This window comes from Azospirillum sp. B21 (assembly GCF_008364825.1).
GTDB lineage: Bacteria > Pseudomonadota > Alphaproteobacteria > Azospirillales > Azospirillaceae > Azospirillum.
Window position 1 is genome coordinate 336,870 of record NZ_VTTO01000002.1, and the last position, 22,094, is coordinate 358,963.

General features: G+C 69.0%; 20 protein-coding genes. 15 read left to right on the top strand and 5 right to left on the bottom strand.

Going from position 1 to position 22,094, the window contains the following annotated elements; genetic code table 11:
- The first annotated feature begins 18 nt into the window (after positions 1-18).
- The 4 genes from FZ983_RS06265 to FZ983_RS06280 are packed head-to-tail and all read left to right on the top strand — an operon-like array spanning position 19 to position 6,781.
- Positions 19-1,623 carry an MBL fold metallo-hydrolase gene (locus tag FZ983_RS06265; RefSeq protein ID WP_149222719.1) on the top strand — a complete coding sequence of 535 codons (1,605 nt, stop codon included), beginning with the start codon at positions 19-21 and terminating at the stop codon, positions 1,621-1,623.
- Entirely contained in the window at positions 1,620-2,804 is a 1,185-nt protein-coding gene (locus FZ983_RS06270; RefSeq protein WP_149222720.1) for an HlyD family efflux transporter periplasmic adaptor subunit, read from the top strand. Before FZ983_RS06265 ends, FZ983_RS06270 begins: the two co-directional genes overlap by 4 nt.
- Positions 2,801-5,650 (top strand): ribosome-associated ATPase/putative transporter RbbA, encoded by a 2,850-nt coding sequence (rbbA, locus tag FZ983_RS06275; protein WP_149222721.1) that lies wholly within the window; start codon positions 2,801-2,803, stop codon positions 5,648-5,650. The genes FZ983_RS06270 and rbbA overlap by 4 nt, the downstream gene beginning before the upstream one ends.
- Before the next feature lie 3 nt (positions 5,651-5,653).
- On the top strand, positions 5,654-6,781 hold the full coding sequence (locus tag FZ983_RS06280) for an ABC transporter permease (RefSeq protein WP_149222722.1): 1,128 nt from the start codon (positions 5,654-5,656) through the stop codon (positions 6,779-6,781).
- Positions 6,782-6,932: 151 nt separating this feature from the next.
- On the opposite strand, the gene FZ983_RS06285 is transcribed toward FZ983_RS06280, so the two are convergent.
- The 3 genes from FZ983_RS06285 to galU form a co-directional block, all read right to left on the bottom strand.
- On the bottom strand, positions 6,933-8,333 hold the full coding sequence (locus FZ983_RS06285; RefSeq protein ID WP_149222723.1) for a phosphomannomutase/phosphoglucomutase: 1,401 nt from the start codon (positions 8,331-8,333) through the stop codon (positions 6,933-6,935).
- A 38-nt stretch (positions 8,334-8,371) separates the two neighbouring features.
- The gene (locus FZ983_RS06290; RefSeq protein ID WP_149222724.1) at positions 8,372-9,703 is read right to left on the bottom strand and encodes a UDP-glucose/GDP-mannose dehydrogenase family protein; all 1,332 of its coding nucleotides are present in this window, start codon (positions 9,701-9,703) and stop codon (positions 8,372-8,374) included.
- Between the two features lie 183 nt (positions 9,704-9,886).
- Positions 9,887-10,756, bottom strand: coding sequence for a UTP--glucose-1-phosphate uridylyltransferase GalU (galU, locus tag FZ983_RS06295; protein WP_149222725.1), 870 nt, complete (start codon positions 10,754-10,756; stop codon positions 9,887-9,889).
- A 413-nt stretch (positions 10,757-11,169) separates the two neighbouring features.
- Here galU and FZ983_RS06300 point away from each other — a divergent pair, with 413 nt between their 5' ends.
- The 7 genes from FZ983_RS06300 (at position 11,170) to FZ983_RS06330 (ending at position 15,639) form a co-directional block, all read left to right on the top strand.
- Positions 11,170-11,865, top strand: a complete 696-nt coding sequence (locus FZ983_RS06300) for an RluA family pseudouridine synthase (RefSeq protein ID WP_247883616.1) — start codon at positions 11,170-11,172, stop codon at positions 11,863-11,865.
- Positions 11,866-11,970: 105 nt separating this feature from the next.
- Positions 11,971-12,243, top strand: coding sequence for a GNAT family N-acetyltransferase (locus FZ983_RS06305; RefSeq protein ID WP_149222727.1), 273 nt, complete (start codon positions 11,971-11,973; stop codon positions 12,241-12,243).
- A gap of 147 nt (positions 12,244-12,390) precedes the next feature.
- Entirely contained in the window at positions 12,391-13,413 is a 1,023-nt protein-coding gene (locus FZ983_RS06310) for a sodium-dependent bicarbonate transport family permease (protein WP_149222728.1), read from the top strand.
- Between the two features lie 23 nt (positions 13,414-13,436).
- Entirely contained in the window at positions 13,437-14,342 is a 906-nt protein-coding gene (locus FZ983_RS06315) for a LysR substrate-binding domain-containing protein (RefSeq protein WP_149222729.1), read from the top strand.
- An 89-nt stretch (positions 14,343-14,431) separates the two neighbouring features.
- Complete coding sequence (locus FZ983_RS06320; RefSeq protein WP_149222730.1) at positions 14,432-14,683, top strand: AbrB/MazE/SpoVT family DNA-binding domain-containing protein; 252 nt, start codon at positions 14,432-14,434, stop codon at positions 14,681-14,683.
- On the top strand, positions 14,683-15,081 hold the full coding sequence (locus FZ983_RS06325; RefSeq protein WP_149222731.1) for a type II toxin-antitoxin system VapC family toxin: 399 nt from the start codon (positions 14,683-14,685) through the stop codon (positions 15,079-15,081). The genes FZ983_RS06320 and FZ983_RS06325 overlap by 1 nt, the downstream gene beginning before the upstream one ends.
- Before the next feature lie 84 nt (positions 15,082-15,165).
- A complete protein-coding gene (locus FZ983_RS06330) occupies positions 15,166-15,639 on the top strand; it encodes a GNAT family N-acetyltransferase (protein ID WP_247883617.1) in 474 nt (157 codons plus the stop codon).
- 21 nt (positions 15,640-15,660) lie between these two features.
- Here the strand turns inward: FZ983_RS06330 and FZ983_RS06335 are convergent, their stop codons facing one another.
- The gene (locus FZ983_RS06335; RefSeq protein ID WP_149222733.1) at positions 15,661-16,527 is read right to left on the bottom strand and encodes a GNAT family N-acetyltransferase; all 867 of its coding nucleotides are present in this window, start codon (positions 16,525-16,527) and stop codon (positions 15,661-15,663) included.
- Positions 16,528-16,981: 454 nt separating this feature from the next.
- Between FZ983_RS06335 and FZ983_RS06340 the strand changes: the two genes are divergently transcribed.
- Both FZ983_RS06340 and FZ983_RS06345 read left to right on the top strand, forming a co-directional pair.
- The gene (locus tag FZ983_RS06340) at positions 16,982-18,247 is read left to right on the top strand and encodes an O-antigen ligase family protein (protein WP_247883618.1); all 1,266 of its coding nucleotides are present in this window, start codon (positions 16,982-16,984) and stop codon (positions 18,245-18,247) included.
- Complete coding sequence (locus FZ983_RS06345; protein WP_149222734.1) at positions 18,244-19,179, top strand: glycosyltransferase family 9 protein; 936 nt, start codon at positions 18,244-18,246, stop codon at positions 19,177-19,179. The genes FZ983_RS06340 and FZ983_RS06345 overlap by 4 nt, the downstream gene beginning before the upstream one ends.
- On the opposite strand, the gene FZ983_RS06350 is transcribed toward FZ983_RS06345, so the two are convergent.
- The gene (locus tag FZ983_RS06350) at positions 19,176-20,801 is read right to left on the bottom strand and encodes a glycosyltransferase family 39 protein (protein WP_149222735.1); all 1,626 of its coding nucleotides are present in this window, start codon (positions 20,799-20,801) and stop codon (positions 19,176-19,178) included. The genes FZ983_RS06345 and FZ983_RS06350 overlap by 4 nt on opposite strands.
- A gap of 244 nt (positions 20,802-21,045) precedes the next feature.
- Here FZ983_RS06350 and FZ983_RS06355 point away from each other — a divergent pair, with 244 nt between their 5' ends.
- Together FZ983_RS06355 and FZ983_RS06360 are read left to right on the top strand one after the other, a co-directional pair.
- The gene (locus FZ983_RS06355; RefSeq protein ID WP_247883619.1) at positions 21,046-21,561 is read left to right on the top strand and encodes a DUF2934 domain-containing protein; all 516 of its coding nucleotides are present in this window, start codon (positions 21,046-21,048) and stop codon (positions 21,559-21,561) included.
- Between the two features lie 87 nt (positions 21,562-21,648).
- The gene (locus tag FZ983_RS06360; RefSeq protein WP_247883620.1) at positions 21,649-22,008 is read left to right on the top strand and encodes a four-helix bundle copper-binding protein; all 360 of its coding nucleotides are present in this window, start codon (positions 21,649-21,651) and stop codon (positions 22,006-22,008) included.
- The last annotated feature ends 86 nt before the right edge of the window (positions 22,009-22,094 follow it).

Here is a 22,094-nt window from a genome sequence, read left to right on the forward strand (position 1 = left end):
CCAACGAGGAGCCGACCCATGTCCCTGTCGCTGACCTTCCATGGCGCCGCCGGAACGGTGACCGGTTCCTGCTTCCGCCTGTCCACGCCAAATGGCGACGTGCTGATCGATTGCGGCATGTTCCAGGGCACCAAGACGATCCGGGAACTGAACTACAGGCCCTTCCCATTCGATCCGTCCTCGATCGCCGCGGTCCTGCTGACCCATGCCCACATCGACCATTCCGGCCTGCTGCCCAAGCTGACCCGGCTGGGCTTCCGCGGCCGCATCTACGCCACCGGCGGCACGGTGGACCTGCTGGAATACATGCTGCCCGACAGCGGCTATATCCAGGAAGGCGAGGTGGAGCGCCTGAACCGCCGCAACCGCCAGCGCGGCCGTCCGCCCGTGCAGGCGATCTACACCCAGGACGACGCCATCCGCAGCCTGCGCCGGCTCCGCCGCGTCGAGTACGACCGCTGGACCGAGATCCTGCCCGGCCTGCGCGCCCGCTTCTGGCAGGCCGGCCACATCCTGGGCTCCGCCTCCATCGAGGTGGAAGCAACGAATGGCACCGGCGACCCCACCCGCATCCTGTTCTCCGGCGACCTCGGTCCCGGCGGCAAGAGCTTCCACGCCGACGCCGACGGGCCGGAGCGGCCGGACTGGATGGTGCTGGAGACCACCTACGGCGACCGCGACCGCACCGACCTGGACGAGGCCGGCCGGCAGGCGGTTTTGCGCGCGGAGGTGACGGCGGCGCTGGCGGCCGGCGGCGTCCTGCTGATCCCGGTCTTCGCGGTGGAACGCACGCAGGAACTGCTCTACGACCTCGACTGCCTGTTCGACGGCGGCCAGCTGCCGGCGGTGGACGTCTTCCTCGACTCGCCCCTGGCCGACGCGGTGACCGGCGTCTTCCGCCGCCATCTCGACGATCTGGAGACCGACGGCGATCCCTTCACCCGCGCCAATTTCCACCATGTCCGCAGCGTGCCGGAAAGCCAGCGCCTGAACAGCATCTCCGGCGGCGCCATCATCATGGCGGCCAGCGGCATGTGCGACGCCGGCCGCATCCGCCACCATCTGAAGAACCGCCTGTGGCGCCCGCAGGACACCGTGCTGCTTGTCGGCTATCAGGCCCCCGGCACGCTGGGCCGCCTGCTGCAGGAGGGCACCCCCCGCGTCCGCATCCATGGCGAAGAGATCGCGGTGAAGGCGAAGCTGCGCTCCATCGACGTCTATTCCGGCCATGCCGACCGCTCCACCCTGCTGGATTGGGTGGCGGCCCGGCACGGCGTCGGCCACGGCCTGTTCCTGGTCCATGGCGAGGAGGCCGCCCGCGCCTCCATCCGTCAGGCTCTGATCGACACCGGCTGGTCGGCGGACCGCATCGCCCAGCCGGCGCTGGACGACCGCGTCGACCTCGCCGCCCCGCGTCCGCTGGCACCGACAGACCGTCACCCACGCCTCGCCCCCGCCGACCTCGCCGGCCGCGACTGGCACAACCATTATGCCGAAGCGCTGTTGACCCTGCGTCGCACGCTGGATGCCGCGCCCGACGACGCGGCGCGGGAACGCATCCTCGCCGGCGTGATGGGCGCGCTCGACACCACCGGCAAAGCGGGCAAGGGAGCGCAGCCATGACTATCAGACGCCTTCTCATCGCCCTGGCCCTGCTGGCGATCCTCGGCGCCGGCGCCGCCTATGGCTGGCGGGCGATGCAGGGAAACCGCCTGCCCGCCGGCTTCGCCTCCGGCAACGGCCGGATCGAGGCGAACGAGATCGACGTCGCCACCAAATACGCCGCCCGCGTCCTGACCATTCCGGTGCAGGAAGGCGATCTGGTGGAGGCCGGCGCGGTCATCGCCACGCTCGACACCCGCGACCTGGAAGCACAGCTCCGCTCCGCCGAAGCCCAGCTGCGCCAGACCCGCCGCGCCCGCGAGGAAGCCGTCGCCCTGGTCGACCAGCGCTCCAGCGAGGCCGATTTCGCCGCCAAGGAGATGGAGCGGGCGCTGATCCTGTTCGGCAAGGGACATGTCGCCGAACAGCGCGTCGATCAGGCCCGCAACAGCCGCCGCACCGCCGACGCCGCGCTGGAAGCGGCCAAGAGCCACCTCGCCAGCGCCGACGAAGCCATCGCCGCCGCCGCCGGCGACGTCGACCGGCTGACCGATCTGGTCGCCGACGGCGTGCTGAAGGCCCCGCGCAAGTCCCGCGTGCTCTACCGCCTGGCCGAACCCGGCGAGGTGCTGGCGGCCGGCGGCAAGGCGGCGACGCTGCTGGACCTGTCCAACGTCTACATGACCTTCTTCCTGCCGACCGACACCGCGGGAAACCTGGCGCTGGGCGCCGACGCCCGCATCCTGCTGGACGCCGTTCCCGACACCGCGATTCCCGCCACCGTCACCTTCGTCGCCCCGCGCGCCCAGTTCACGCCCAAGCAGGTGGAAACCAAGTCCGAACGCGACCGCATGATGTTCCGCGTCAAGGCCCGCGTCCCGGAAGCGCTGGTCACCCGCTACATCGAGCGGGTGAAGACCGGCCTGACCGGCATGGCCTATGTGAAGCTGGACGACAAGGCGGCTTGGCCGGATTGGCTGGAATCGAAACTGACGCGGGAAGCGACCTCTTCCCCCGCTTTATCCCCCTCTCCCCCCCGGGGAGAGGGTCGGGGTGAGGGGGACGCACAGCATGACTTCGCTGGGAATGCCGTACCCTCCAATCACGCTTCAATCGTCCCCCAACCTACCCCACGCCCCCCCCTCACCCTAACCCTCTCCCCGGGGGGGAGAGGGGATCCCTCGCAAGGGTCGAGGTCATGACCCCCGCCCCCGTACCAGCCGTCTCGCTGTCCGGCGTGCGGCACCGCTATGGCGGGACGGTGGCGCTGGAGGACGCGTCCCTCGACATCCCCGCCGGCGTCAGCGTCGCGATCATCGGCCCGGACGGCGTCGGCAAATCGACCCTGCTCGGCCTGATCTCCACCGCCAAGAAGATCCAGCAGGGCAGCGTCCGCGTTCTCGGCACCGACGTCGCCGACCGCCATGGCCGCGCCGCCCTCCAGCCGCGCATCGCCTATATGCCGCAAGGGCTCGGCCGCAACCTCTATGCCGAACTCAGCGTCGCCGAGAATCTCCAGTTCTTCGGCCGCCTGTTCGGCCTCGACGCCGCGGAGCGCCAGAGCCGCATCGACGACCTGCTGGAGTCCACCGGCCTCGCCCCTTTCCCCGATCGGCCGGCAGGCAAGCTGTCCGGCGGCATGAAGCAGAAGCTCGGCCTGTGCTGCGCCCTGCTGCACGACCCCGACCTGCTGATCCTCGACGAGCCGACGACCGGCGTCGATCCGCTCTCCCGCCGCCAGTTCTGGGAGCTGATCGACCGCATCCGCGCCGGCCGCCCCGGCATGACCGTGCTGGTCGCCACCTCCTACATGGACGAGGCGGAGCGGTTCGACCGAGTCGTGATGATGAATGCCGGCCGCCTGCTGGCCCACGACACCCCCGCCGCGGTCAAGGCGCAGACCGGCGCCGCCGACCTGGAGGAGGCCTTCGTCGCCCTGCTGCCGGAGGATGCCCGGCGCGGCCATCAACGCCTGATCGTGCCGCCCCGCCCGCCCGAGCCCGTCGGCGCCGAACCCGCCATCGAGGCGATCGGCCTGACCCGCCGCTTCGGCGATTTCACCGCGGTGTCGGACATCAGCTTCCGCATCGGCCGCGGCGAGATCTTCGGCTTCCTGGGCTCCAACGGTTGCGGCAAGACCACCACCATGAAGATGCTGACCGGCCTCTTGCCCGCCACGGCGGGAGAGGCGCGGCTGTTCGGCAAACCCGTCGATGCGACCGATCTGGAGAGCCGCCGCCGCGTCGGCTACATGGCGCAGGCCTTCTCGCTCTATGGCGAACTGACGGTGCGCCAGAACCTGGACCTGCACGCCCGCCTGTTCGACCTGCCCGATGCCGACACCCGGCTGGCGGCGCTGGTCGAGCGTTTCGGCCTGTCCCCCTACATCGACGCGGTGGCCGACCGCCTGCCGCTGGGCGTGCGGCAGCGGCTGTCGCTGGCCGTCGCCATCCTGCACGGGCCGGAGCTGCTGATCCTCGACGAGCCGACCTCCGGTGTCGATCCGGTGGCGCGCGACCAGTTCTGGCGCGACCTGATTGCCCTGTCCCGCGACCAGGGGGTGACGATCTTCGTCTCCACCCATTTCATGAACGAGGCGGCGCGCTGCGACCGGGTGGCCTTCATGAACGCCGGCCGCGTCATCGCCGCCGGCCCCCCCGACGAGCTGCGCCGCCAACAGCAGGCCGACAGCCTGGACGACGCCTTCATTGGGTTCATGGAGCAGGCGGAGAATCTACCTCTCCCCCCCGGGGAGAGGGTCGGGGTGAGGGGGACGCACAGCGTGACTTCCCCAGGAATCCTCGCTTCGCAACCCCCTCACCCTAACCCTCTCCCCGTCTCTCGGCGAAGCTTCGCTTCGCCTGCCGGCAACACAAGCAGAGCTTGTGTTGGGGGGGAGAGGGGATCCAGCACCGCGAATCCCCCCCTCTCCCGCCGCCGTCTGCTCGCCTACGCATGGCGCGAAACCCTCGAACTGCGCCGCGACCCCGTCCGCCTGACCGTCGCCCTGCTTGGCACCGTCCTGCTGATGCTGGTCTTCGGCTTCGGCATCACCATGGACGTGGAGAACCTGACCTTCGCCGTTCTGGACCATGACCGCTCGCCGGAAAGCCGCGCCTATATCGAGCAGTTCGACGGCTCGCGCAGCTTCCGCGCCACCCCGCCGGCCGTGGACGCCCGCGATCTGGCGCTGCGCCTGCAAAGGGGCGAGGCGTCGCTGACCATCGAGATCCCCGAGGGCTTCGGCCGCGATCTCCGCCGTGGCCGGGTGCCGGAGGTGGCGGTGCGCATCGACGGCGCCATGCCCTTCCGGGCGGAGACCATCCAGGGCTACGTCTCCGGCCTGCACCAGCGCTTCATCCAGGATGCCGCCATCGCCGCCGGCGCCACCCTGCCCGCTTCCCCGGCGACGCTGGAGATGCGGTATCGCTACAATCAGGCCTTCCGCAGCCTTGACGCCATGGTGCCCAGCACCATCGGCCTGCTGCTGGTCTTCATCCCCGCCATCCTCGCCGCCCTCGGCGTGGTCCGGGAAAAGGAACTCGGCTCCATCACCAACCTCTACGTCACCCCGGTGACGCGGCTGGAATTCCTGCTGGGCAAGCAGTTGCCCTACATCGCGCTCGCCACCTTCAACCTGCTGCTGATGGTGGCGATGGCGGTCACCCTGTTCGGCGTGCCGGTGAAGGGCAGCCTGTTCGGGCTGCTGCTGGGCGGGCTGGTCTATGTGGTGGCGACCACGGCGCTGGGGCTGCTGATTTCCGTCTTCACCGCGACCCAGACGGCGGCGGTGTTCGGCACCGCCATCGTCACCATGCTGCCGGCGACGCAATTCTCCGGCATGCTGCAGCCGGTGGCGACGCTGGAAGGCGGGGCGTGGCTGTTCGGCACGCTGTTTCCCACCACCCATTTCCTCAAAATCTCCGTCGGCGCCTTCACCAAGGGCCTGGGTTTGGCCGAACTTCTCCCCTTCATCCTGGCGACCGCCGCCTTCGTCCCGATGTTCCTGGCGCTGGGCGTCGCCTTCCTGCCGAAACAGGAGCGCTGAGCCATGACGCGCTTCCTCCGCAACAGCCTGACATTGGCGCGCAAGGAGTGGATCAGCCTGTTGCGCGACGTCTTCATGCTGGGCTTCGTCGTCTATTCCTTCACCTTCTCCGTCTACTCCCAGGCGACCGGCATCTCGCACGAGTTGCACAACGCCGCCATCGCCATCGTCGACGAGGACCGCTCGACCCTGTCGCAGCGTCTGGCCTCCAGCTTCCATGGACCCGAGTTCCAGACTCCCGCCATGATCGGCCATGCCGAGGTCGATCCGGCGATGGATTCGGCCCGCTACACCTTCGTCCTCGACATCCCGCCCGATTTCCAGGCCGACGTGCTGGCCGGCCGCAGCCCGACGATCCAGCTGCTGATCGACGCCACGGCGATGATGCAGGCCGGCATCGGCGCCGGCACCATCCAGGGCATCGTCGAGGACGAGGTCGGCCGCTTCGTCCGCCGCGAAGCCGACGGCAGCGCCGCCCCGGTCAGCCTGCAGCTCCGCGTCGCCTACAACGAGGCGCTGGATACGAAGTGGTTCACCGGCACCATGTCGGTGGTCAGCAACGTCACCATGCTGGCGGTTCTGCTGGCCGGCGCCGCCCTGATCCGCGAGCGCGAGCACGGCACGCTGGAACATCTGCTGGTGATGCCGGTGCGGCCGGCCGAGATCATGGCCGCCAAGGTGCTGGCCAACGGCGCGGTGATCCTCGTGCTGACGCTGGTGGCGCTCTATGTGGTGCTGCGCGGCCTCTTGTCGGTGCCGCTGGCCGGATCGGTGCCGCTGTTCCTGGCGGGGACGGCGCTCTATTTGTTCTTCGCGACGGCGCTCGGCATCTTCCTCGGCACCGTGGCGCGGTCGATGCCGCAGTTGGGCTTGCTGTTCATCCTGATCGTGCTGCCGATGAACATGCTGTCCGGCGGCTTCACCCCGCTGGAGAGCGAGCCGGAATGGCTGCAGATGGCGATGCAGCTGTCACCCTCGACCCATTTCGTCGCCTTCGCCCAGGCCATCCTGTTCCGGGGGGCCGGGTTCGACGTGGTGTGGCCGAGATTTGCGGCCACCGCGGGGATTGGCGCGCTGTTCTTCGCCTGGAGCTTGGCGCGGTTCAGGCGACATCTGGCGAGTTTTCGGTGAGGGGGCGTTAGACCCCCACCTAACCTCCCCCGCTGGGCGGGGGAGGGACTGCCGCTGCCTTTCCGAACAAGCGCTTAATCCCCTCCCCCGCCCAGCGGGGGAGGGTTAGGGTGGGGGCACCGTCAGCCGACGACTCCCCCAAAAACACCCCTCAGTGCGACCCGCCGCCTTCAAACGACGGCGCCGACAGCCCCGACGCCACCAGCTGCTCAATCAGCGCGTTCTTCAGCCGCTCCAGCCCTTCCGTGCTGTAGGACTCGGCCCGCGCCACCAGCACGTCCTGGGTGTTGGACGCGCGCAGCAGCCACCAGCCATCCTCGGTCGTCACGCGGACGCCGTCGATGTCGTTGACCTTGGCGCCCGACGCCTTGACGCGGCCCTTGACCTCCTCGACCACGGCGAACTTGCGTTCCTCGTCGATCTGGAAGCGGGTTTCCGGCGTGTTGACCATATCCGGCAGGCCGTCGCGCAGATCCGCAAGCGTGGTGTTCAGCTTGCTGACCAGCCCGACCAGCCGCACGCCGCAGTACAGCGCATCGTCGAAGCCGTACCACTTGTCGGCGAAGAAGATGTGGCCCGACATCTCGCCGGCCAACGGCGAACCGGTCTCCGCCATCTTGGCCTTCAGCAGCGAGTGGCCGGTCTTCCACATCAGCGGGTTGCCGCCATGCTTGGCGATCTCGTCGAACAGGGCCTGGCTGGCCTTGACGTCGGCGATGATGGTGGCGCCCGGATGGCTCTTCAGCACGTCGGCGGCGTAGAGCGCGACCAGCTGGTCGCCCCACACCACTCGGCCCTTGTGGTCGATGGCGCCGATGCGGTCGCCGTCGCCGTCGAAGCCGATGCCGATGTCGCAGCCATGCTCCGCCACCGCCTTCTTCAGGTCGACCAGATTGGCCTCGACCGTCGGGTCTGGATGGTGGTTGGGGAAGTTGCCGTCGATGTCGTCGAACAGCAGGACATGCGTGCCCGGCAGCTTGGCGGTCAGGCGGCGCAGGATCTCGCCCGACGCGCCGTTGCCGGCGTCCCAGGCGATCTTCAGGTCGCGCGTGCCGTCATAGTCCTTCAGCAGGCGGGCGACATACTCGTCCTGGACGTCGATCTTTTCCGACGAGCCCTGGCCCTGCTCCCAGTCGGCCTTGGCCGCCATGGTGCCGAGTTCCAGGATCTGCTGGCCATAGACCGGACCCTTGCCCAGCATCATCTTGATGCCGTTGTAGTCCGGCGGGTTGTGCGAGCCGGTGATCATGATGCCGGCCGCCGCCTCGCGGTCGCGGGTGGCGAAATACAGCATCGGCGTGGGGCCGAGCCCGATGCGCAGGACGTGCAGGCCGGTCGAAACCAGCCCCTCGACCAGCGCCTCCTCCAGTTCCGGCGAGGACAGACGGCCGTCATAGCCGACGCAGACCGTCTTGCCGCCCTTGCGCACCACCACGGTGCCGAAGGAGCGGCCGACCGCGCGGGCGTCCGCCGGGGTCAGCGTCTTGCCGACGATGCCGCGGATGTCGTACTCGCGCAGCACCGTGGGGTGGAAGGTATGGGCTTCGCTCATCGTCTCGTTAGTCCTCTGTTGGACGCCGTCTTTGGACCTTAGCCGCGGTCCATCCCACCGGCCGGCGACGGCCGGCCGATGGAGGTATAGGTGAAGCCGGCCTTCGCCATGTCCTCGGGGTTGTAGATGTTGCGCAGGTCGATCATCACCGGCCGCTTCAGCATCGACTTCACCCGACGCAGGTCGAGCGCGCGGAATTCGTTCCACTCCGTGAGAATAGCGACGCAATCGGCCCCTTCCAAGGTGCCGTAGGCGTTCTTGGCCCATTCCACGCCGGGAAGCAGCTTCTCGGCCTCGTGCATCGCCGCCGGATCGAAGGCGCGCACATGGGCGCCGGCCGCCTGCAGCGCCGGGATGATGTCCAGCGACGGGCTGTCGCGCATGTCGTCGGTGTTCGGCTTGAAGGCGACGCCCAGCACCGCGACGGTCTTGCCGTCCACCGCCCCGCCGCAGGCGGCGATGATGCGCTCGGCCATCTGCTTCTTGCGCTTGTCGTTGATGTCCACCACCGTCTCGATGATGCGCAGCGGGCTGCCCACCTGCTGGGCGGTGCGGACCAGCGCCAGCGTGTCCTTCGGGAAGCAGGAGCCGCCGTAACCCGGACCGGGGTGCAGGAACTTCTTGCCGATGCGGCCGTCCAGCCCGATGCCGCGGGCCACGTCATGGACGTTGGCGCCGACCTTCTCGCACAGGTCGGCGATCTCGTTGATGAAGGTGATCTTGGCGGCCAGGAAGGTGTTGGCGGCGTATTTGGTCAGCTCCGCCGTCTCCAGCGAGGTCACCACGATCGGCGTCTCGATCAGGTAGAGCGGCCGGTAGAGCCGGCGCATCACGTCGCCCGCGCGGTCCGAGGTGGCGCCGATCACGACGCGGTCGGGCCGCATGAAATCGCCGATGGCCGAGCCTTCGCGCAGGAATTCCGGGTTGGAAGCGATGTCGAACTCGGCGTCCGGCCGCACGCGGCGGATGATCGCCTCGACCTCGCGGCCGGTGCCGACAGGCACAGTCGATTTCGTCACCACCACCGTGTAGTGGTCGAGATGCTGGGCGATCTCCTCGGCGGCGCCGTAGACGTAGGACAGGTCGGCATGGCCGTCGCCTCGGCGCGACGGGGTGCCCACCGCGATGAACACGGCATCGACGCCCTGCATCGCCTCCTTCAGGTCCATGGTGAAGGACAGGCGTCCGGCGGCGACGTTGCGGGCGACCAGATCGTCCAGGCCGGGCTCGTAGATCGGAATCTCGCCGCGCTTCAGCCGCTCGATCTTGCCGGCGTCCTTGTCGACGCAAGTGACGTGCACGCCGAATTCCGAAAAGCAGGCGCCGGAGACCAGGCCAACATAGCCCGTGCCGATCATCGCTATGCGCATCGCGTCCCCCTCATGTCCTTCAAAAGGAATGCTGTCAATCTCTGGATGCCCTCAAGGGGCGTTCCCCATGGCTGGCCATTCGACGCGGCCGGCTCTTATCGTCACGCAGCGCAAACGCGCGTGCCCGCCGCCGTCCGGATCAGGGGACGGGGCGGGCGCGGCATCATGCATGCTGCCCGTCGGTCAGCAATATTTACGCAGCATCTCGCGCACCTTGTCGGCCATGTCCGGCCGGTTCAGCGCGTGGGCGAGCGTGGCCTCAATGAAGCCGACCTTGTCGCCGCAGTCGTAGCGGGTGCCTTCGAAGCGCAGGCCGTGGAAGGGCTGGTTGCCGATCAGGTTGGCCATCGCGTCGGTCAGCTGGATTTCGTTGCCGGCGCCGCGCTGTTGCTTTTCCAGATGGTCGAAGATTTCCGGCTGCAGGATGTAGCGGCCGATGATCGACAGGGTCGACGGCGCCTCGGCCGGCTTCGGCTTTTCCACCAGGCCGCGGACGGTGGCCAGACGGCCGTCGTCCTTCTCGACGTCCAGGATGCCGTAGCTGCTGGTCTTTTCGCGCGGCACGTCGACGACGGCGACGATGTTGCCGCCGACCTCCTCGTACGCCTCGACCATCTGCTTCAGGCAGGGGGTCTTGCCCTGGACGAAGTCGTCGGGCAGCACGATGGCGAACGGGTCGTTGCCGATCAGGGCGCGGGCGCACCACACGGCGTGGCCGAGGCCCAGCGGAACCTGCTGGCGGGTGTAGAAGCAGCGGCCGGGAGCGATCTCGCTGTGGCGGACCTCCTCCAGCGCGTCCATCTTGCCGCGCTCTTCAAGCGTGCGGTTCAGTTCGGTGTCGGCGTCGAAATGGTCTTCGATGGCGCGCTTGGAACGGCCGGTGACGAAAACGAAATCCTCGATGCCGGCGGCGCGCGCCTCTTCGACGGCGTGCTGCAGCAGGGGGCGGTCGACCAGGGGCAGCATCTCTTTCGGGATGGCCTTGGTGGCCGGCAGGAAGCGCGTGCCGAGACCGGCGACCGGGAACACCACCTTGCGCACGGGTTTCCGCATTGGACGTCTCTTGTGGTTGAGGCGAAGTCAAATCCATGGTTCCACGGCGGCACCCGACCGCAAGCGAAGCCTGCGGAAGCACGACCGTGGTTCCGGCTTTCTGCCACGCCTTCCGTCACTGCGCAACAAACCTTCCGAGACCGGGCAAAAGGCTAGTCCCGGCGTCCTAAATCAAATGAAAACCGGCCGAATGTCCTCATTCAGGCCGATCTTTATCCGCAAGGTCCGACGCCGCCCCGGACCTTTCTCATAGGCAGTAGCGCTTGTAAAAGGACGGAAAATCAACGGCGCGACACCGTGCCGCTGCCCTCACTGCTCCATCACTCCTGCATCGCTGACCCAGCCCGCTTTCCGTATGACATGCGGTTCGCGGCCCTTGCGCGAGAGGCACGGCGGCGGCCATGTTGCGGGCCATGACCCCCGACTCGCTGCGCGCCCGCGTGCTCCATCAGGACGAGCTTTGCTTCGTCATCGACAAGCCGGCCGGTCTGGCCGTCCACAAGGCCGGACGGATCACCGACCATCTGGAGCTTTACCTGCCCTTCCTCGGCGAACCCGACGGGGAGCCGCCGAAGCTTGCCCACCGGCTGGACCGCGACACCGCCGGCTGCCTGATCCTGGGCCGCACCCCCTGGGCGCTGAAGCGCTTCGGCCAGATGTTCGCCGCCGGCCATGTGGAGAAGACCTATTGGGCGGTGGCCGACGGCACCCCCGAGGAGGAATCCGGCACAATCGACCTGCCCCTGCTGAAGAGAATAGAACCGGGAGCATCGCGCTCCTCCTGGACCATCCTGCCCGATCCGGCCGGCCAGCCGGCTGTCACCGACTATCGTGTTCTGGGCACCAGCGCCGATGGCCGCTCCTGGCTGGAGCTTCGCCCGCGCACCGGCCGAACCCACCAGATCCGCGTCCATTGCGCCGCCATCGGCTGCCCGCTGGTGGGGGAGCCCTTCTACGGCCCCGAACGCCTGCCCCCCGGCAACCTGCACCTGCTGGCCCGCTCCGTCGCCTTCCGCATGGCCTTCGAATACGCCCCCGTCGGCGCCGTCGCCCCGGCCCCCGCCCACATGCGGGATGCGCTGTCCGCCTGCGGCTGGCAAGGAGAATAGGGGCGGAGAATAGGGGCGCTTCCGCGCAAAAGGGGGACTCCCGTCCTGTTCGCCGCATCCCGCTGTTGAAAGGCGAGAGCCCCAGCAACCGATGGAGCAATCAGGATGGGACAGGCGGTCACCGACAACCACACCATGAACCGGTTCGAACTGGCGGTCGGCAACCAGACGGTCTACGCCGACTACCGCCGCAACGGCCGGACCCTGGTGATTTCCTATGTGGAGGCCCCGCCGTCGCTTCGCGGCACCGGCGCCGCCGGCCGCCTGATGGAAGGCGTGATGGAGGCCGCCCGCGCCGAGGGGTTGAAGATCGTGCCCTTGTGCAGCTACGCCGCCATGTGGATGCGCCGCAACCGGCAGGACGACCTTCTGGCGTGAGGCGCCCACCGCCCATTGATAAAATCAATGGAAGCGCAGAAAACTATCAATTTCCCATGAGACGCATCCCTCGTTAGCGTCCGGCCAATGGGGTTGCCGCAGTGCGGCATGACCCGCGCTGACGATGATGACGAGGGATGATCCATTATGGACGCGTTGCTGTCCGCACCGATCCTGTTCTTCGGCCTTGGTGCCGCCATCGCGCTGACCGGGGCGCGCATTCCATTCCCGGAGGGGTTCGGCAAGGCGCTTGCCGCCTATCTGCTGGTCGCCATCGGCCTGAAGGGCGGCGTCGCGCTGGCCGGCGCCGATGTGGGGGCCGTGCTGCCGCTGCTGCTGACGGCCGGGCTGCTCAGCCTGCTGATGCCGATCCTGGGCTTCGGCCTTCTGCGCTCGGTGGTCGGGCTGGATCAGGTCAATTCGGCCGCCATCGCCGCCCATTACGGATCGGTCAGCCTCGTCACCTTCGTCACCGCCACCAGGCTGCTGGAAAGCCAAGGCGTCACCTTCGGCGGCCACATGGTTGCGGCACTGGCGATCATGGAAGCCCCGGCCATCGTCAGCGGCCTGCTGCTGGCGGGCGCCACCGCCATGGCGTCCGGCGTCGTGGCGGGCGGAAACGGCGGCACCCTATCAGTTCCACTCGGCGACTCGGGCCGCGGCGGGCCGGCCCAGGGCGGCTCGATCAAGGACGCGATCCGGGAGGCTGCCTTCAACGGCTCCGTCCTGCTGCTGGCGGGGTCGCTGCTGGTCGGCCTCGTGATCGGCAAGCCCGGCCTGCAGAGCCTGCACGGCCTGTTCATCGCCCCCTGGGACGGCGTGCTGTGCCTGTTCCTGCTGGAACTGGGCTATCTCGCCACCTCCCGCCTGCGGGAAGCGGCCTCGCTCAGCCCGCGGCTGATCGCCTTCGGCATCGCCATGCCGCTGATCGGCGCGGTCATCGGCCTTGCCGCCGCTGTCGCCCTGGGGCTCGGCCTCGGCGATGCCGCCCTGCTGGTGACGCTGTGCGCCAGCGCCTCCTACATCGCGGTGCCGGCCGCGCTGCGCCATGCCCTGCCGACGGCGGAGCCGGGGCTGTCGCTTCCCTTGTCGCTGGGCATCACATTTCCTTTCAACATCCTCGTCGGTATTCCACTCTACCTCGCAGTGAGCCGGGCGGTGCTGACCTGACCGGCCGAGCCGGAACCACGACCATGACGCCGCCTGCCCCTCCATCCGCCATGCCCGCTCCCCTGCCGCCGTTCGACCTCGACCTGTTGCGCACCTTCGTGACCATCGTGGACAGCGGCGGCTTCACCCGGGCGGCGGAGCGGCTGGGCCGCACCCAATCCACCATCAGCCTGCAGATCAAGCGGCTGGAGGATGGCTTGGGCAAGCGCCTGTTCCTGCGCGAGGGCCGCGGCCTGGACCTGACCCCCGACGGCGAGGTTCTGCTGACCTACGCCCGCCGCCTGCTGGGCATGGCGGGCGAGGCCTGCGCCCTGCTGATGGAACCGGAGGTGGGCGGCGTGGTGCGCCTCGGCACGCCGGAGGATTTCGCCACCGCCCATCTGCCCGACGTGCTGTGGCGCTTCTCCCGCGCCCATCCCCAGGTGGCGCTGGAGGTGCAGTGCGACTTCACCATCAACCTGCTCGACCGCTTTTCCCGCGGCGAATACGACCTCGTGCTGTGCAAGCGGGAGCCGCAGGGGCCGGCCGGCGGCGTGAAGGTCTGGCGCGAGCCGCTGTTCTGGGTGGCATCCGACCGCCTGATCCTCGATGCGGGCGCCCCGGTCCCGCTGGTGCTGGCCCCGCCGCCGGACATCCACCGCAAGCGCGCCATCGACGCGCTCGACGCCCGCGGCCGCCCCTGGCGCATGGCCTACACCAGCCCCAGCCTCGCCGGTATCAAGGCGGCGGTGACGGCCGGGCTGGGCGTCACCATCCTGCCCAAGGACATGTTGGCCCCCGGCTTCCACATCGTGAACGCCGAACACGACCTGCCCGATCTTCCCGACATCGAAACCGCCCTCTACCGCCAGCCCGGCCCCCTTCCCAAGGCGGTGGACCTGCTGGCCGAACACATCATCCGCTCGCTGGAGAAGACGGCGGCGGGGTGAGGCGCTCCCACCTCCTCCATCTGACGGCCGATTGACCGCCGGGGAACTCCAGGCATATACATAAAACATATGCAAGGAAAGGCCCCGCCATGCCACAGCCAGCGACGCCACGGCGCAAAGAAGTCCGCCTATTCCGCAACAACCGCAGCCAAGCGATTCGCATTCCCGCCGAATACGAACTTCCCGGAGACTCGGTTTTCATCAGCCGCGACGGGGACCGGTTGATCATCGAACCCATCCGGAAGAAGGGACTTCTGGCGCTGCTCGAGAGCTGGGAGCCGTTGGAGGAGGAGTTTCCCGACATCGATGATGAGCCGGTCGCGCCGAAGGACATTTTCTGATGCGCTACATGCTCGACACCAACGCCATGAGCGACCTGATCCGGAATCCGGCCGGCACGGTGGCCGGGCATGTGCGGCGCGTCGGTGAGGATGCGATCTGCACCAGCATCGTCGTCGCTGCGGAGTTGCGGTATGGCGCAGCGAAGAAGGCGTCGGCCAAACTGTCGCAGAGGGTCGAAGACCTGTTGGCCGACGTCGCCGTGCTTCCGCTCGAACTGCCGGCCGACACCGAATACGGTAGTATCCGGGCGGAGTTGGAGACGGCCGGGCATCCCATCGGCGGCAACGACCTGCTGATCGCCGCCCATGCCCGGACGCTCGGCGTCACTCTGGTGACGGCGAATGTGCGGGAGTTCCAGCGGGTTCGGGGACTAGTCGTGGAAAACTGGCTGAACTGACGGCGGCAGGAAGGTTTCTACGCATCCGAGGCAAACGAAGCCTTCCGGACAAAGGGCAAGCGCATGACTGTGGTGAGACGGCTGTTGCCCGACGATGCGGAGGAGTACCGCTCGCTCCGTCTCGAAGCCCTGCACCGGCATCCGGAAGCATTCGGATCGAGCCATGCCGAGGAAAGCACCCGTCCCCTCTCCAGCTTCGCGGAGAGAATCGCGGGTGGATACATCGCTGGCGGCTTTGTCGACGGACAGCTTGATGCCACAGCCGGACTGCTGGTTCCCATCCAGGCCAAGTCGCGGCACAAGGGCCTGCTTTGGGGGGTCTATGTTCGCGGGAACAGGCGGGGCAGCGGTCTGGCCGATGCGGTCATGACCGCCCTGCTCGCCCATGCCGTGGAACACGTCGAGCAAATCCATCTCTCAGTCGCCGCGACCAACAAACGCGCCATCGGCCTGTACGAACGGCTGGGCTTCGAGGCGTACGGCATGGAACCGCGGGCGCTGAAGGTGGACGGGATCTACATCGACGAGCTTCTGATGGTGAAATTCATGGACCGATAGCTGACCTGTAACGCCGCCCCCTCACCCCAACTCGAAGCTCGTGATCCCGAACACCCGCGCCAGGTCGGTCGCCGGCGCCAGGCCCAGATACATCCGTGCCGTCTCGAACTGCGGCGACAGCCCCAACTCCTCCGCCATCCGCACGCCCGCTCCGTTCGGCTCCGGCACGTCGAGGAACACCGGCCCCTCGCCGGCCGCCCGGCTCAGCGCCAGCACCAGATCCCGCGCCACTCCGGCGTCGGCGGCATAGAGCGGGCCGATCTTGAAACCGCTGTGGCAGGGGCGGATCACCCCGAAGCCGGTCAAATCGCTACCGTTCACCGCCGCCAGCGCCGTGGCGCCCGGCAGGGCGATCCAGTTGGCTAGGAAGCCGGGGCGCGGCGCCGGGAACAGTTCCGCATCCAGCGCCGTCAGCCGGTCGAAGGGCACCGTCCGGGCGTCCACCAGCGCGGTCTGCGCCTCTCCACCGTGCGGCAGCGTGCCGCCGAAGCGGATGTTGCGGTGGGACAGGGCGAAGCCGGACTTGCGGTAGTTCTCCTGCTGGGCGACCACGCCGTCGAGGCCGACGGTGCAGCCCTCCAGATGGCGCAGCCCCGCCTGCCACAACCGCCAGCCATAGCCCTGCCCGCGCGCCTCCGGCCGCACGATGTAGAAGCCGAGGAAGCCGAAGTTGGCCGGATACCGCACGACGGACAGCGAGGCCACCGGCCGGCCGTCGAGCAGCCCGACCAGAAAGCCCGCCGGATCGACGGCATGGAAGGCGCCGGCATCGTGCAGGCCGGGGTTCCAGCCCTCCGCCCGCGCCCAGTCGACGGCCAGATCGAGTTCGGCCCGGCTCATCACGCGAATCCGGTAGCCGCCCGTCCCCTGCTCTTCGTTCCCCTGCATCTCCGCCACTCCTCCAAACAGGCGCCCACTGCGAGACACAGCGTAACCGTCAGCTTGCGGCACGGAAAGGATCCCTCTTTCCCAGGGCGCGAGAGGACGTCACCCGCATTTTTCACCCACCCTTTCCCCATCACCCGGCATCCGTGATAGGAATATCATCCCGAAAGCAGGCGGGAAGGGACCGCCATGCACCACCCTGCCGCCGCTCCGCCACGGGATGAAACGATGGAACACCCCTCGGAATCCTGTTTCACAGCGTTTCAAACGTTCAGTCCGGCACCGCTTCCGTGCCGCTCCGCCGTCGGATGAAACAGTGAAACGCCACCCGCCATCCTGTTTCACGACGTTCCAAATGTCCCATACGGCGGCTCTCCGCCACGGACCGCGCGCCGTTGCTTTCGCGGCGGGAGTGCGGTTAAGTCGCCGCCGGTTTCCGCTGATCCCCTCCGAGTCCATGCCCGCCAACTCCCCGGACCTCGCCACGCCCCGCTCCGCCCCGACCTCGGCGCCCGCCGCCGGGATCGATGTCGTGCTGCGGGCGCTGGCTGGGGCTGCCGCCCTGCTTCTGGGGCCGTTGGCCGCGGTCGCTCCGCGCGGGCTGCCGGTGTGGGCGATTCTGGTGCTGGCGCTGTCGCTGGCCGGTCTGGCGCGGCAGGGAGCCTTAGGGCGCATCCTGCGGCTGACGCCTGCGGTCGCGGCGGTCGCCGCCTTCCTGGCCCTGGCGCTCGCCTCCTCGCTGTGGAGCCCGTCCGACCGCGCGGCCGCGACGGTGGGGGAGATCGGCTACATCGCGCTCGGCGCGCTGGCCGGCGGCGCCTGGATCGCCGGACTGCCGGGACCGGAGGTGCGGCGGCTGGCCGGGCTGTTCCTGGCCGGCGGGCTGGCCGGCGGGCTGCTGTTCGCGGTGGAGGCGGCGCTGGACTTCCCTCTGAACCGCTGGTGGAACGGCGTGCCCGACGATCAGCTGCCCAACCTGCTGAACGGCAATGTGCCGAAGCGGACGGCGGCGCTGCTCTGCCTGCTGGTCTGGCCGGCCGCCTTGGCGATGGACCGCTTCGGGCGCCGGGCTCTGGCCCTGCTGATGCCGGTGGGCTATGCGCTGGCTTGCCTGCCGCTGACCAGCCGGTCGGCCATGCTGGGCATCGCCGCCGGGCTGGTGACGCTGGCCGCCGCCCGCGTGTCCGCCCGTTGGACGCGCCGGCTGTTCGCCACGGCGGTGACCGCCGCCTTCCTGCTGGTGCTGCCGGCCGCCCTGCTGTTCTCCGGCCCGCTCGACCTCGACCATTCCGGCCTGCTGTTCCGTTCCGCCCAGCACCGGGTGGAGATTTGGGGCCACGCGGCGGAGCGCACGCTGCGCACTCCGGTCTTCGGCCAAGGCATCGACGCCTCGCGCTCCCTGCCGCCGGAAGGAACGGTGTCGGAGTTCTCGCCGATCGGCGACAGCCTGCTGCCGCTGCACCCCCACAACGCCTTCCTTCAGGTCTGGCTGGAGACCGGAGCGGTGGGGGCGGCGCTGGCGATGGCCGTGCTGCTGATGCTGCTGGCCGCCACCGCCCGGCTCGACGACCGCGCCCAACCCTTCGCATTGGCGCTGTTCGCCGCGGCGCTGGCGATGGGCAGCACCGCCTACGGCATCTGGCAGCCCTGGTGGATGTCGGGATTCCTGGCCGCCGCGCTGATGCTGCAGCTGGCTGCCCGTATCGGGGAAAAGACACGATGAGCAAGCGCCCGCTCCGCATCCTGGTCATCAAGCTGGGCGCCTTCGGCGACTTCTTCCTGGCCCAGACCGCCTTCGCCGCCATCCGTCGCCACCATGCCGGCGACCGGGTGACGCTGCTGACCCTGCCCTCGCTGGCCCCGCTGGCCCGCATGAGCGGCCTGTTCGACGAGGTGCTGGAGGACCCGCGCGACCGCTCGCTGTCGGCCTATCTGGCGATCCGCAAGACGCTGCGGGCCCACCGCTTCGACCGGGTCTACGACCTCCAGGCGCAGACGCGCACCGATTTGTACCACCGGCTGCTCTTCCCCGGTCCCTGGCCGGAATGGTCGGGCACCGCCCGCGGCGCCAGCCATCCCGACCGTTACGAGGGGCGGCGCAAGGTGCCGGTGCGCGAGCGCTATGTCCGCCAACTCGCCCCCTTCGGCATCGTGCCGGACGAGACGCCGGACCTGTCCTGGCTCGACGCCGACATTTCCAAATTCGCTCTGCCGGAGCGCTTCGCCCTGCTGGTCCCCGGCTCCTCCCCCGGACGGCCGGACAAGCGCTGGCCGGTCCGCCGCTATGCCGAGGTGGCGGCGGCGCTGGCCGAGCGCGGCATCGTGCCGGCGGTGATCGGCACGGGCATCGAGCGCGACCTCGCCCGTTCCATTGCAGAATACTGTCCGCAGGCCGTCGACCTGACCGACCGCACCAGCGTGCCGGAATTGGGCGGACTGGCCCGCCGGGCCTGGGGGGCGGTCGGCAACGACACCGGCCCGACTCATCTGATCGCCGCGGTCGGCTGTCCCACCGTGGTCGTCTTCTCCGACGCCTCCAACCCGATCCACAGCACCGGCCCGCGCGTGCTGATCCACCACCGCCCCGACTTCGCCGACATCGACAGCGCCGGCGTGGTCGAGGCGCTGGACCGCGCCCGCGGGGAGGGGAACTAACGACAGAAGGGGAATGGCGCCACCTTGGGCATGTAGATCGGGATCCACTCGCAATGGGTCACCGGGTTGGGCAGGCGGCGGGTCTCGATGATCGGCCAGGCATGGGCGGCGGCGACCACCAGCGCCACGCCCCCCAGGATCCAGCGCCGCGATTTCGCCCGCTCCAACAGCCCCGGCATCCGCGCCAGCACCCAGGCCGCCGACAGGATCGCCAGCGGGTCGGTGTAGGCGGCATAGGCGCGCTGGAACCCGCGCAGCGAGAACAGCGCCTCCAGCCCCCAGGCCACCAGCAGCAGGAACAGCGCCTGCACGGCGGCCAGCCTCTGCCCGCGCCGCCACAGCACCACCGCCCCGGCGATGGCGAACCACTCCACGATGATGGTCTGCGGGATGTTGTCGGGGTGCAGGACGATGGTGCGGATCGCCAGCGTGCGGCCGATGCCGGCCAGCAGAAGCGCCAGCGTCCCCTCCCCCACCACGCTCCCCTGACCGTTCAGCGTCGCGCCATGCCGCCAGGAGGAGAAGACGAACATGTGCTCGACGAAGTTCGCCACGGCGATGGCGTTCTGCTCGTTCCAGCGGATGTCGAGCGCCAGCAGCCCGACCGACAGCCCCAGCAGCACCGCCGCCGCCCCGGCAACCGCGCGGGCTACCGGAACCCGATGGACCACCGCATGGACCAGGATGCCGACCAGCACCCAGCCGGCGACGATACTCTGATAGCCGCCGCCCGACAGCCCGCCGCCGACGGGCGTGTAGGGATAGACCGCCCGCCCCCAGCCGCCCAGCCCCGCCTGGATCAGCCCGAAGGCCGGCACCGCCGCAGCGGCCGCCAGCAGCCCGACCAGCGCCGCCAGGCCCCAGGCTTTGCCCACTGTCCCATCAGGCTCCGCCCGCCGCCCGAACAGGATCGCCGCCACCGGCAGCCCCATCGCCAGGAACACCGCCTGCACCTTGGTCACCATGGCCAGTCCGACCAGCAGCCCGCCAAGCGCCAGTTGCAGCAGCGACGCGCCGCCGCACGCCCTGCCCTCCGCCGGCCGCACCGCCCGCAGGACCAGCAGCAGCCCCAGCACGACGAAGCCGGCCGACAGCAGGTCGGTGCGCATCTGCCGCCCCTGCGCCGTCAGCCCGACGCCGAAGGCCAGCAGGATGCCGGCCAGCAGCGCCACCCGCCGGTCTCCCACCAGCCCGCGCAGCAGGGTGGTGTAGCTGACGGCGAAGGCGGCGGTCAGCAGGATCGACAGCGCCCGCCCAGCCTGGACCAGCGATTGCCACGCGGCCTGCGTCGCCGCGACGTCGCTGCCCGGCGGCAGGGCCGACAGGGTGGCGACCGGAAGGAAGCCAAGCGCATGCAGCAGCCGGTACCAGACGTCGATCACCAGAAAATAGCCGTAGCCGGGATGGTCGAAATACTCCTGCGGCAGGCCGTCCCCGAACAGAAGCCCATGATAGGCCAGCACCAGATCCTGGTCCGAATGCACCCAGTAGGGCAGCCGGAAGCCCACCAGCAGGATCGACAGCGCCATCGCCGCGGCCAGCCCGGCGCACAGCAGCCACCAGGGCGCCGCCGCGACGCGGTCGAGAAGGGACGGACGGGCGGTGGTGGGAACGGGCGTCATTGGCTTGCTGCGCTCACGGTTCAGGTCGGCGGGCGCCTTGTGGCATGGAATGCGACGGTTGGGAACCGTTCCCGCCTCACTTCGGGAACCACTCCGAGTCCACGGTGTTGCCCTCACGGAACGGCGGAGTCGGGAGTCTCCGCCTCTTTCGTGGTGCCTCGCACGAGTGGCTTTGCAACGTTGGCGGGTCGCTGCCACAGAATACGGTATGGCAGACCCGCCAGGCAGACAAATGGGGGACTCGATGGCCGATACCGACGATATTCTGGAGCGTATCCGACGCCGTGCCCATGAGCTGTGGGAAAGCGAAGGCCACCCGCACGGCCGCGATGCCGACCATTGGGCACAGGCGGAAGCGGAAATCCGCGGTGCCGGCGCACTGGAGCCGACCGAAAAGGTCGCCGGGTCGCGCAAGAAGACCGGCACCTCCAAAGCCTCGGGCAAGAGCACCCGCGCCGCCGCCGAATCCCTGTCGGAGGTCGCGAACGCCCCGGCGGAAGCCCAGCCCGACACCGCCGCGGCGCCCAAGGCGAAGGGATCCGCCAAGCCGCCCGGCAAGTCGAAAGCCGCAGCAAGCCCGCCGGAGGAGGCAGCCGCCCCCGAACCTGCCCCCCAACCCTCTCAAGCTCCTGCGGCGAAATCCTCGGCGAAATCCACCGCCAAGGCTTCGGCTGCCAAGACTTCGACTGCCAAGACTCCTCCCGTCAAGCCGCCACGCACCGCGAAGAAGGACAACGGCAAGACCGCTTCGGCCGGCTGAACCCAAAACACCCGCTCGATCTCGGAACCCTGCGGTGCCGGGGCCGGTTGTCAGGTCTATCCTGCGACCTTCCCCGGAGGACCGATCATGTCCGCCCCAACCATGTCGGCCATGCAGTCGATGGACGACTGCATCCGCAACTGCACCGACTGCCACACGATCTGCCTGGAAACCGTCGCGCATTGCCTGAACAAGGGCGGTGCGCATGCGGAGGCCGGGCATATCCGCCTGATGCTGGACTGCGTCGACATCTGCCGCACCAGCGCCGACTTCATGATCCGCGGCTCGCGCTTCCATCACCTTACCTGCGGTGCCTGTGCCGAGATCTGCGCAGCCTGCGCCGACGATTGCGACCGCATGGCCGACGACCCGATGATGAAGCGTTGCGCCGACATGTGCCGCCGCTGCGCCGAAAGCTGCCGGGCGATGTCGCGGATGGCCGCGTAACGGACGCCGGCCGGTCCGGGCTCTCCGAACACCAAGCATGTCTCCGCGTGCTCCGCCGCCGCAGTCCTCACGGCGTGCATGGCAGG

Excerpts from the sequence above, each read along its gene's own strand:
- FZ983_RS06325 (WP_149222731.1), top strand. The coding sequence starts at position 14,683 with ATGCGCTACATGCTCGACACCAACGCCATGAGCGACCTGATCCGGAAT.
- FZ983_RS06285 (WP_149222723.1), bottom strand. The coding sequence starts at position 8,333 with ATGAGCGAAGCCCATACCTTCCACCCCACGGTGCTGCGCGAGTACGAC.
- FZ983_RS06315 (WP_149222729.1), top strand. The coding sequence starts at position 13,437 with ATGACGCCGCCTGCCCCTCCATCCGCCATGCCCGCTCCCCTGCCGCCG.
- FZ983_RS06350 (WP_149222735.1), bottom strand. The coding sequence starts at position 20,801 with ATGACGCCCGTTCCCACCACCGCCCGTCCGTCCCTTCTCGACCGCGTC.
- FZ983_RS06270 (WP_149222720.1), top strand. The coding sequence starts at position 1,620 with ATGACTATCAGACGCCTTCTCATCGCCCTGGCCCTGCTGGCGATCCTC.
- galU (WP_149222725.1), bottom strand. The coding sequence starts at position 10,756 with ATGCGGAAACCCGTGCGCAAGGTGGTGTTCCCGGTCGCCGGTCTCGGC.
- FZ983_RS06360 (WP_247883620.1), top strand. The coding sequence starts at position 21,649 with ATGTCCGCCCCAACCATGTCGGCCATGCAGTCGATGGACGACTGCATC.
- FZ983_RS06310 (WP_149222728.1), top strand. The coding sequence starts at position 12,391 with ATGGACGCGTTGCTGTCCGCACCGATCCTGTTCTTCGGCCTTGGTGCC.
- FZ983_RS06355 (WP_247883619.1), top strand. The coding sequence starts at position 21,046 with ATGGCCGATACCGACGATATTCTGGAGCGTATCCGACGCCGTGCCCAT.
- FZ983_RS06290 (WP_149222724.1), bottom strand. The coding sequence starts at position 9,703 with ATGCGCATAGCGATGATCGGCACGGGCTATGTTGGCCTGGTCTCCGGC.
- FZ983_RS06345 (WP_149222734.1), top strand. The coding sequence starts at position 18,244 with ATGAGCAAGCGCCCGCTCCGCATCCTGGTCATCAAGCTGGGCGCCTTC.
- FZ983_RS06280 (WP_149222722.1), top strand. The coding sequence starts at position 5,654 with ATGACGCGCTTCCTCCGCAACAGCCTGACATTGGCGCGCAAGGAGTGG.
- FZ983_RS06265 (WP_149222719.1), top strand. The coding sequence starts at position 19 with ATGTCCCTGTCGCTGACCTTCCATGGCGCCGCCGGAACGGTGACCGGT.
- FZ983_RS06340 (WP_247883618.1), top strand. The coding sequence starts at position 16,982 with ATGCCCGCCAACTCCCCGGACCTCGCCACGCCCCGCTCCGCCCCGACC.
- FZ983_RS06300 (WP_247883616.1), top strand. The coding sequence starts at position 11,170 with ATGACCCCCGACTCGCTGCGCGCCCGCGTGCTCCATCAGGACGAGCTT.
- FZ983_RS06335 (WP_149222733.1), bottom strand. The coding sequence starts at position 16,527 with ATGCAGGGGAACGAAGAGCAGGGGACGGGCGGCTACCGGATTCGCGTG.
- FZ983_RS06320 (WP_149222730.1), top strand. The coding sequence starts at position 14,432 with ATGCCACAGCCAGCGACGCCACGGCGCAAAGAAGTCCGCCTATTCCGC.
- FZ983_RS06305 (WP_149222727.1), top strand. The coding sequence starts at position 11,971 with ATGGGACAGGCGGTCACCGACAACCACACCATGAACCGGTTCGAACTG.
- rbbA (WP_149222721.1), top strand. The coding sequence starts at position 2,801 with ATGACCCCCGCCCCCGTACCAGCCGTCTCGCTGTCCGGCGTGCGGCAC.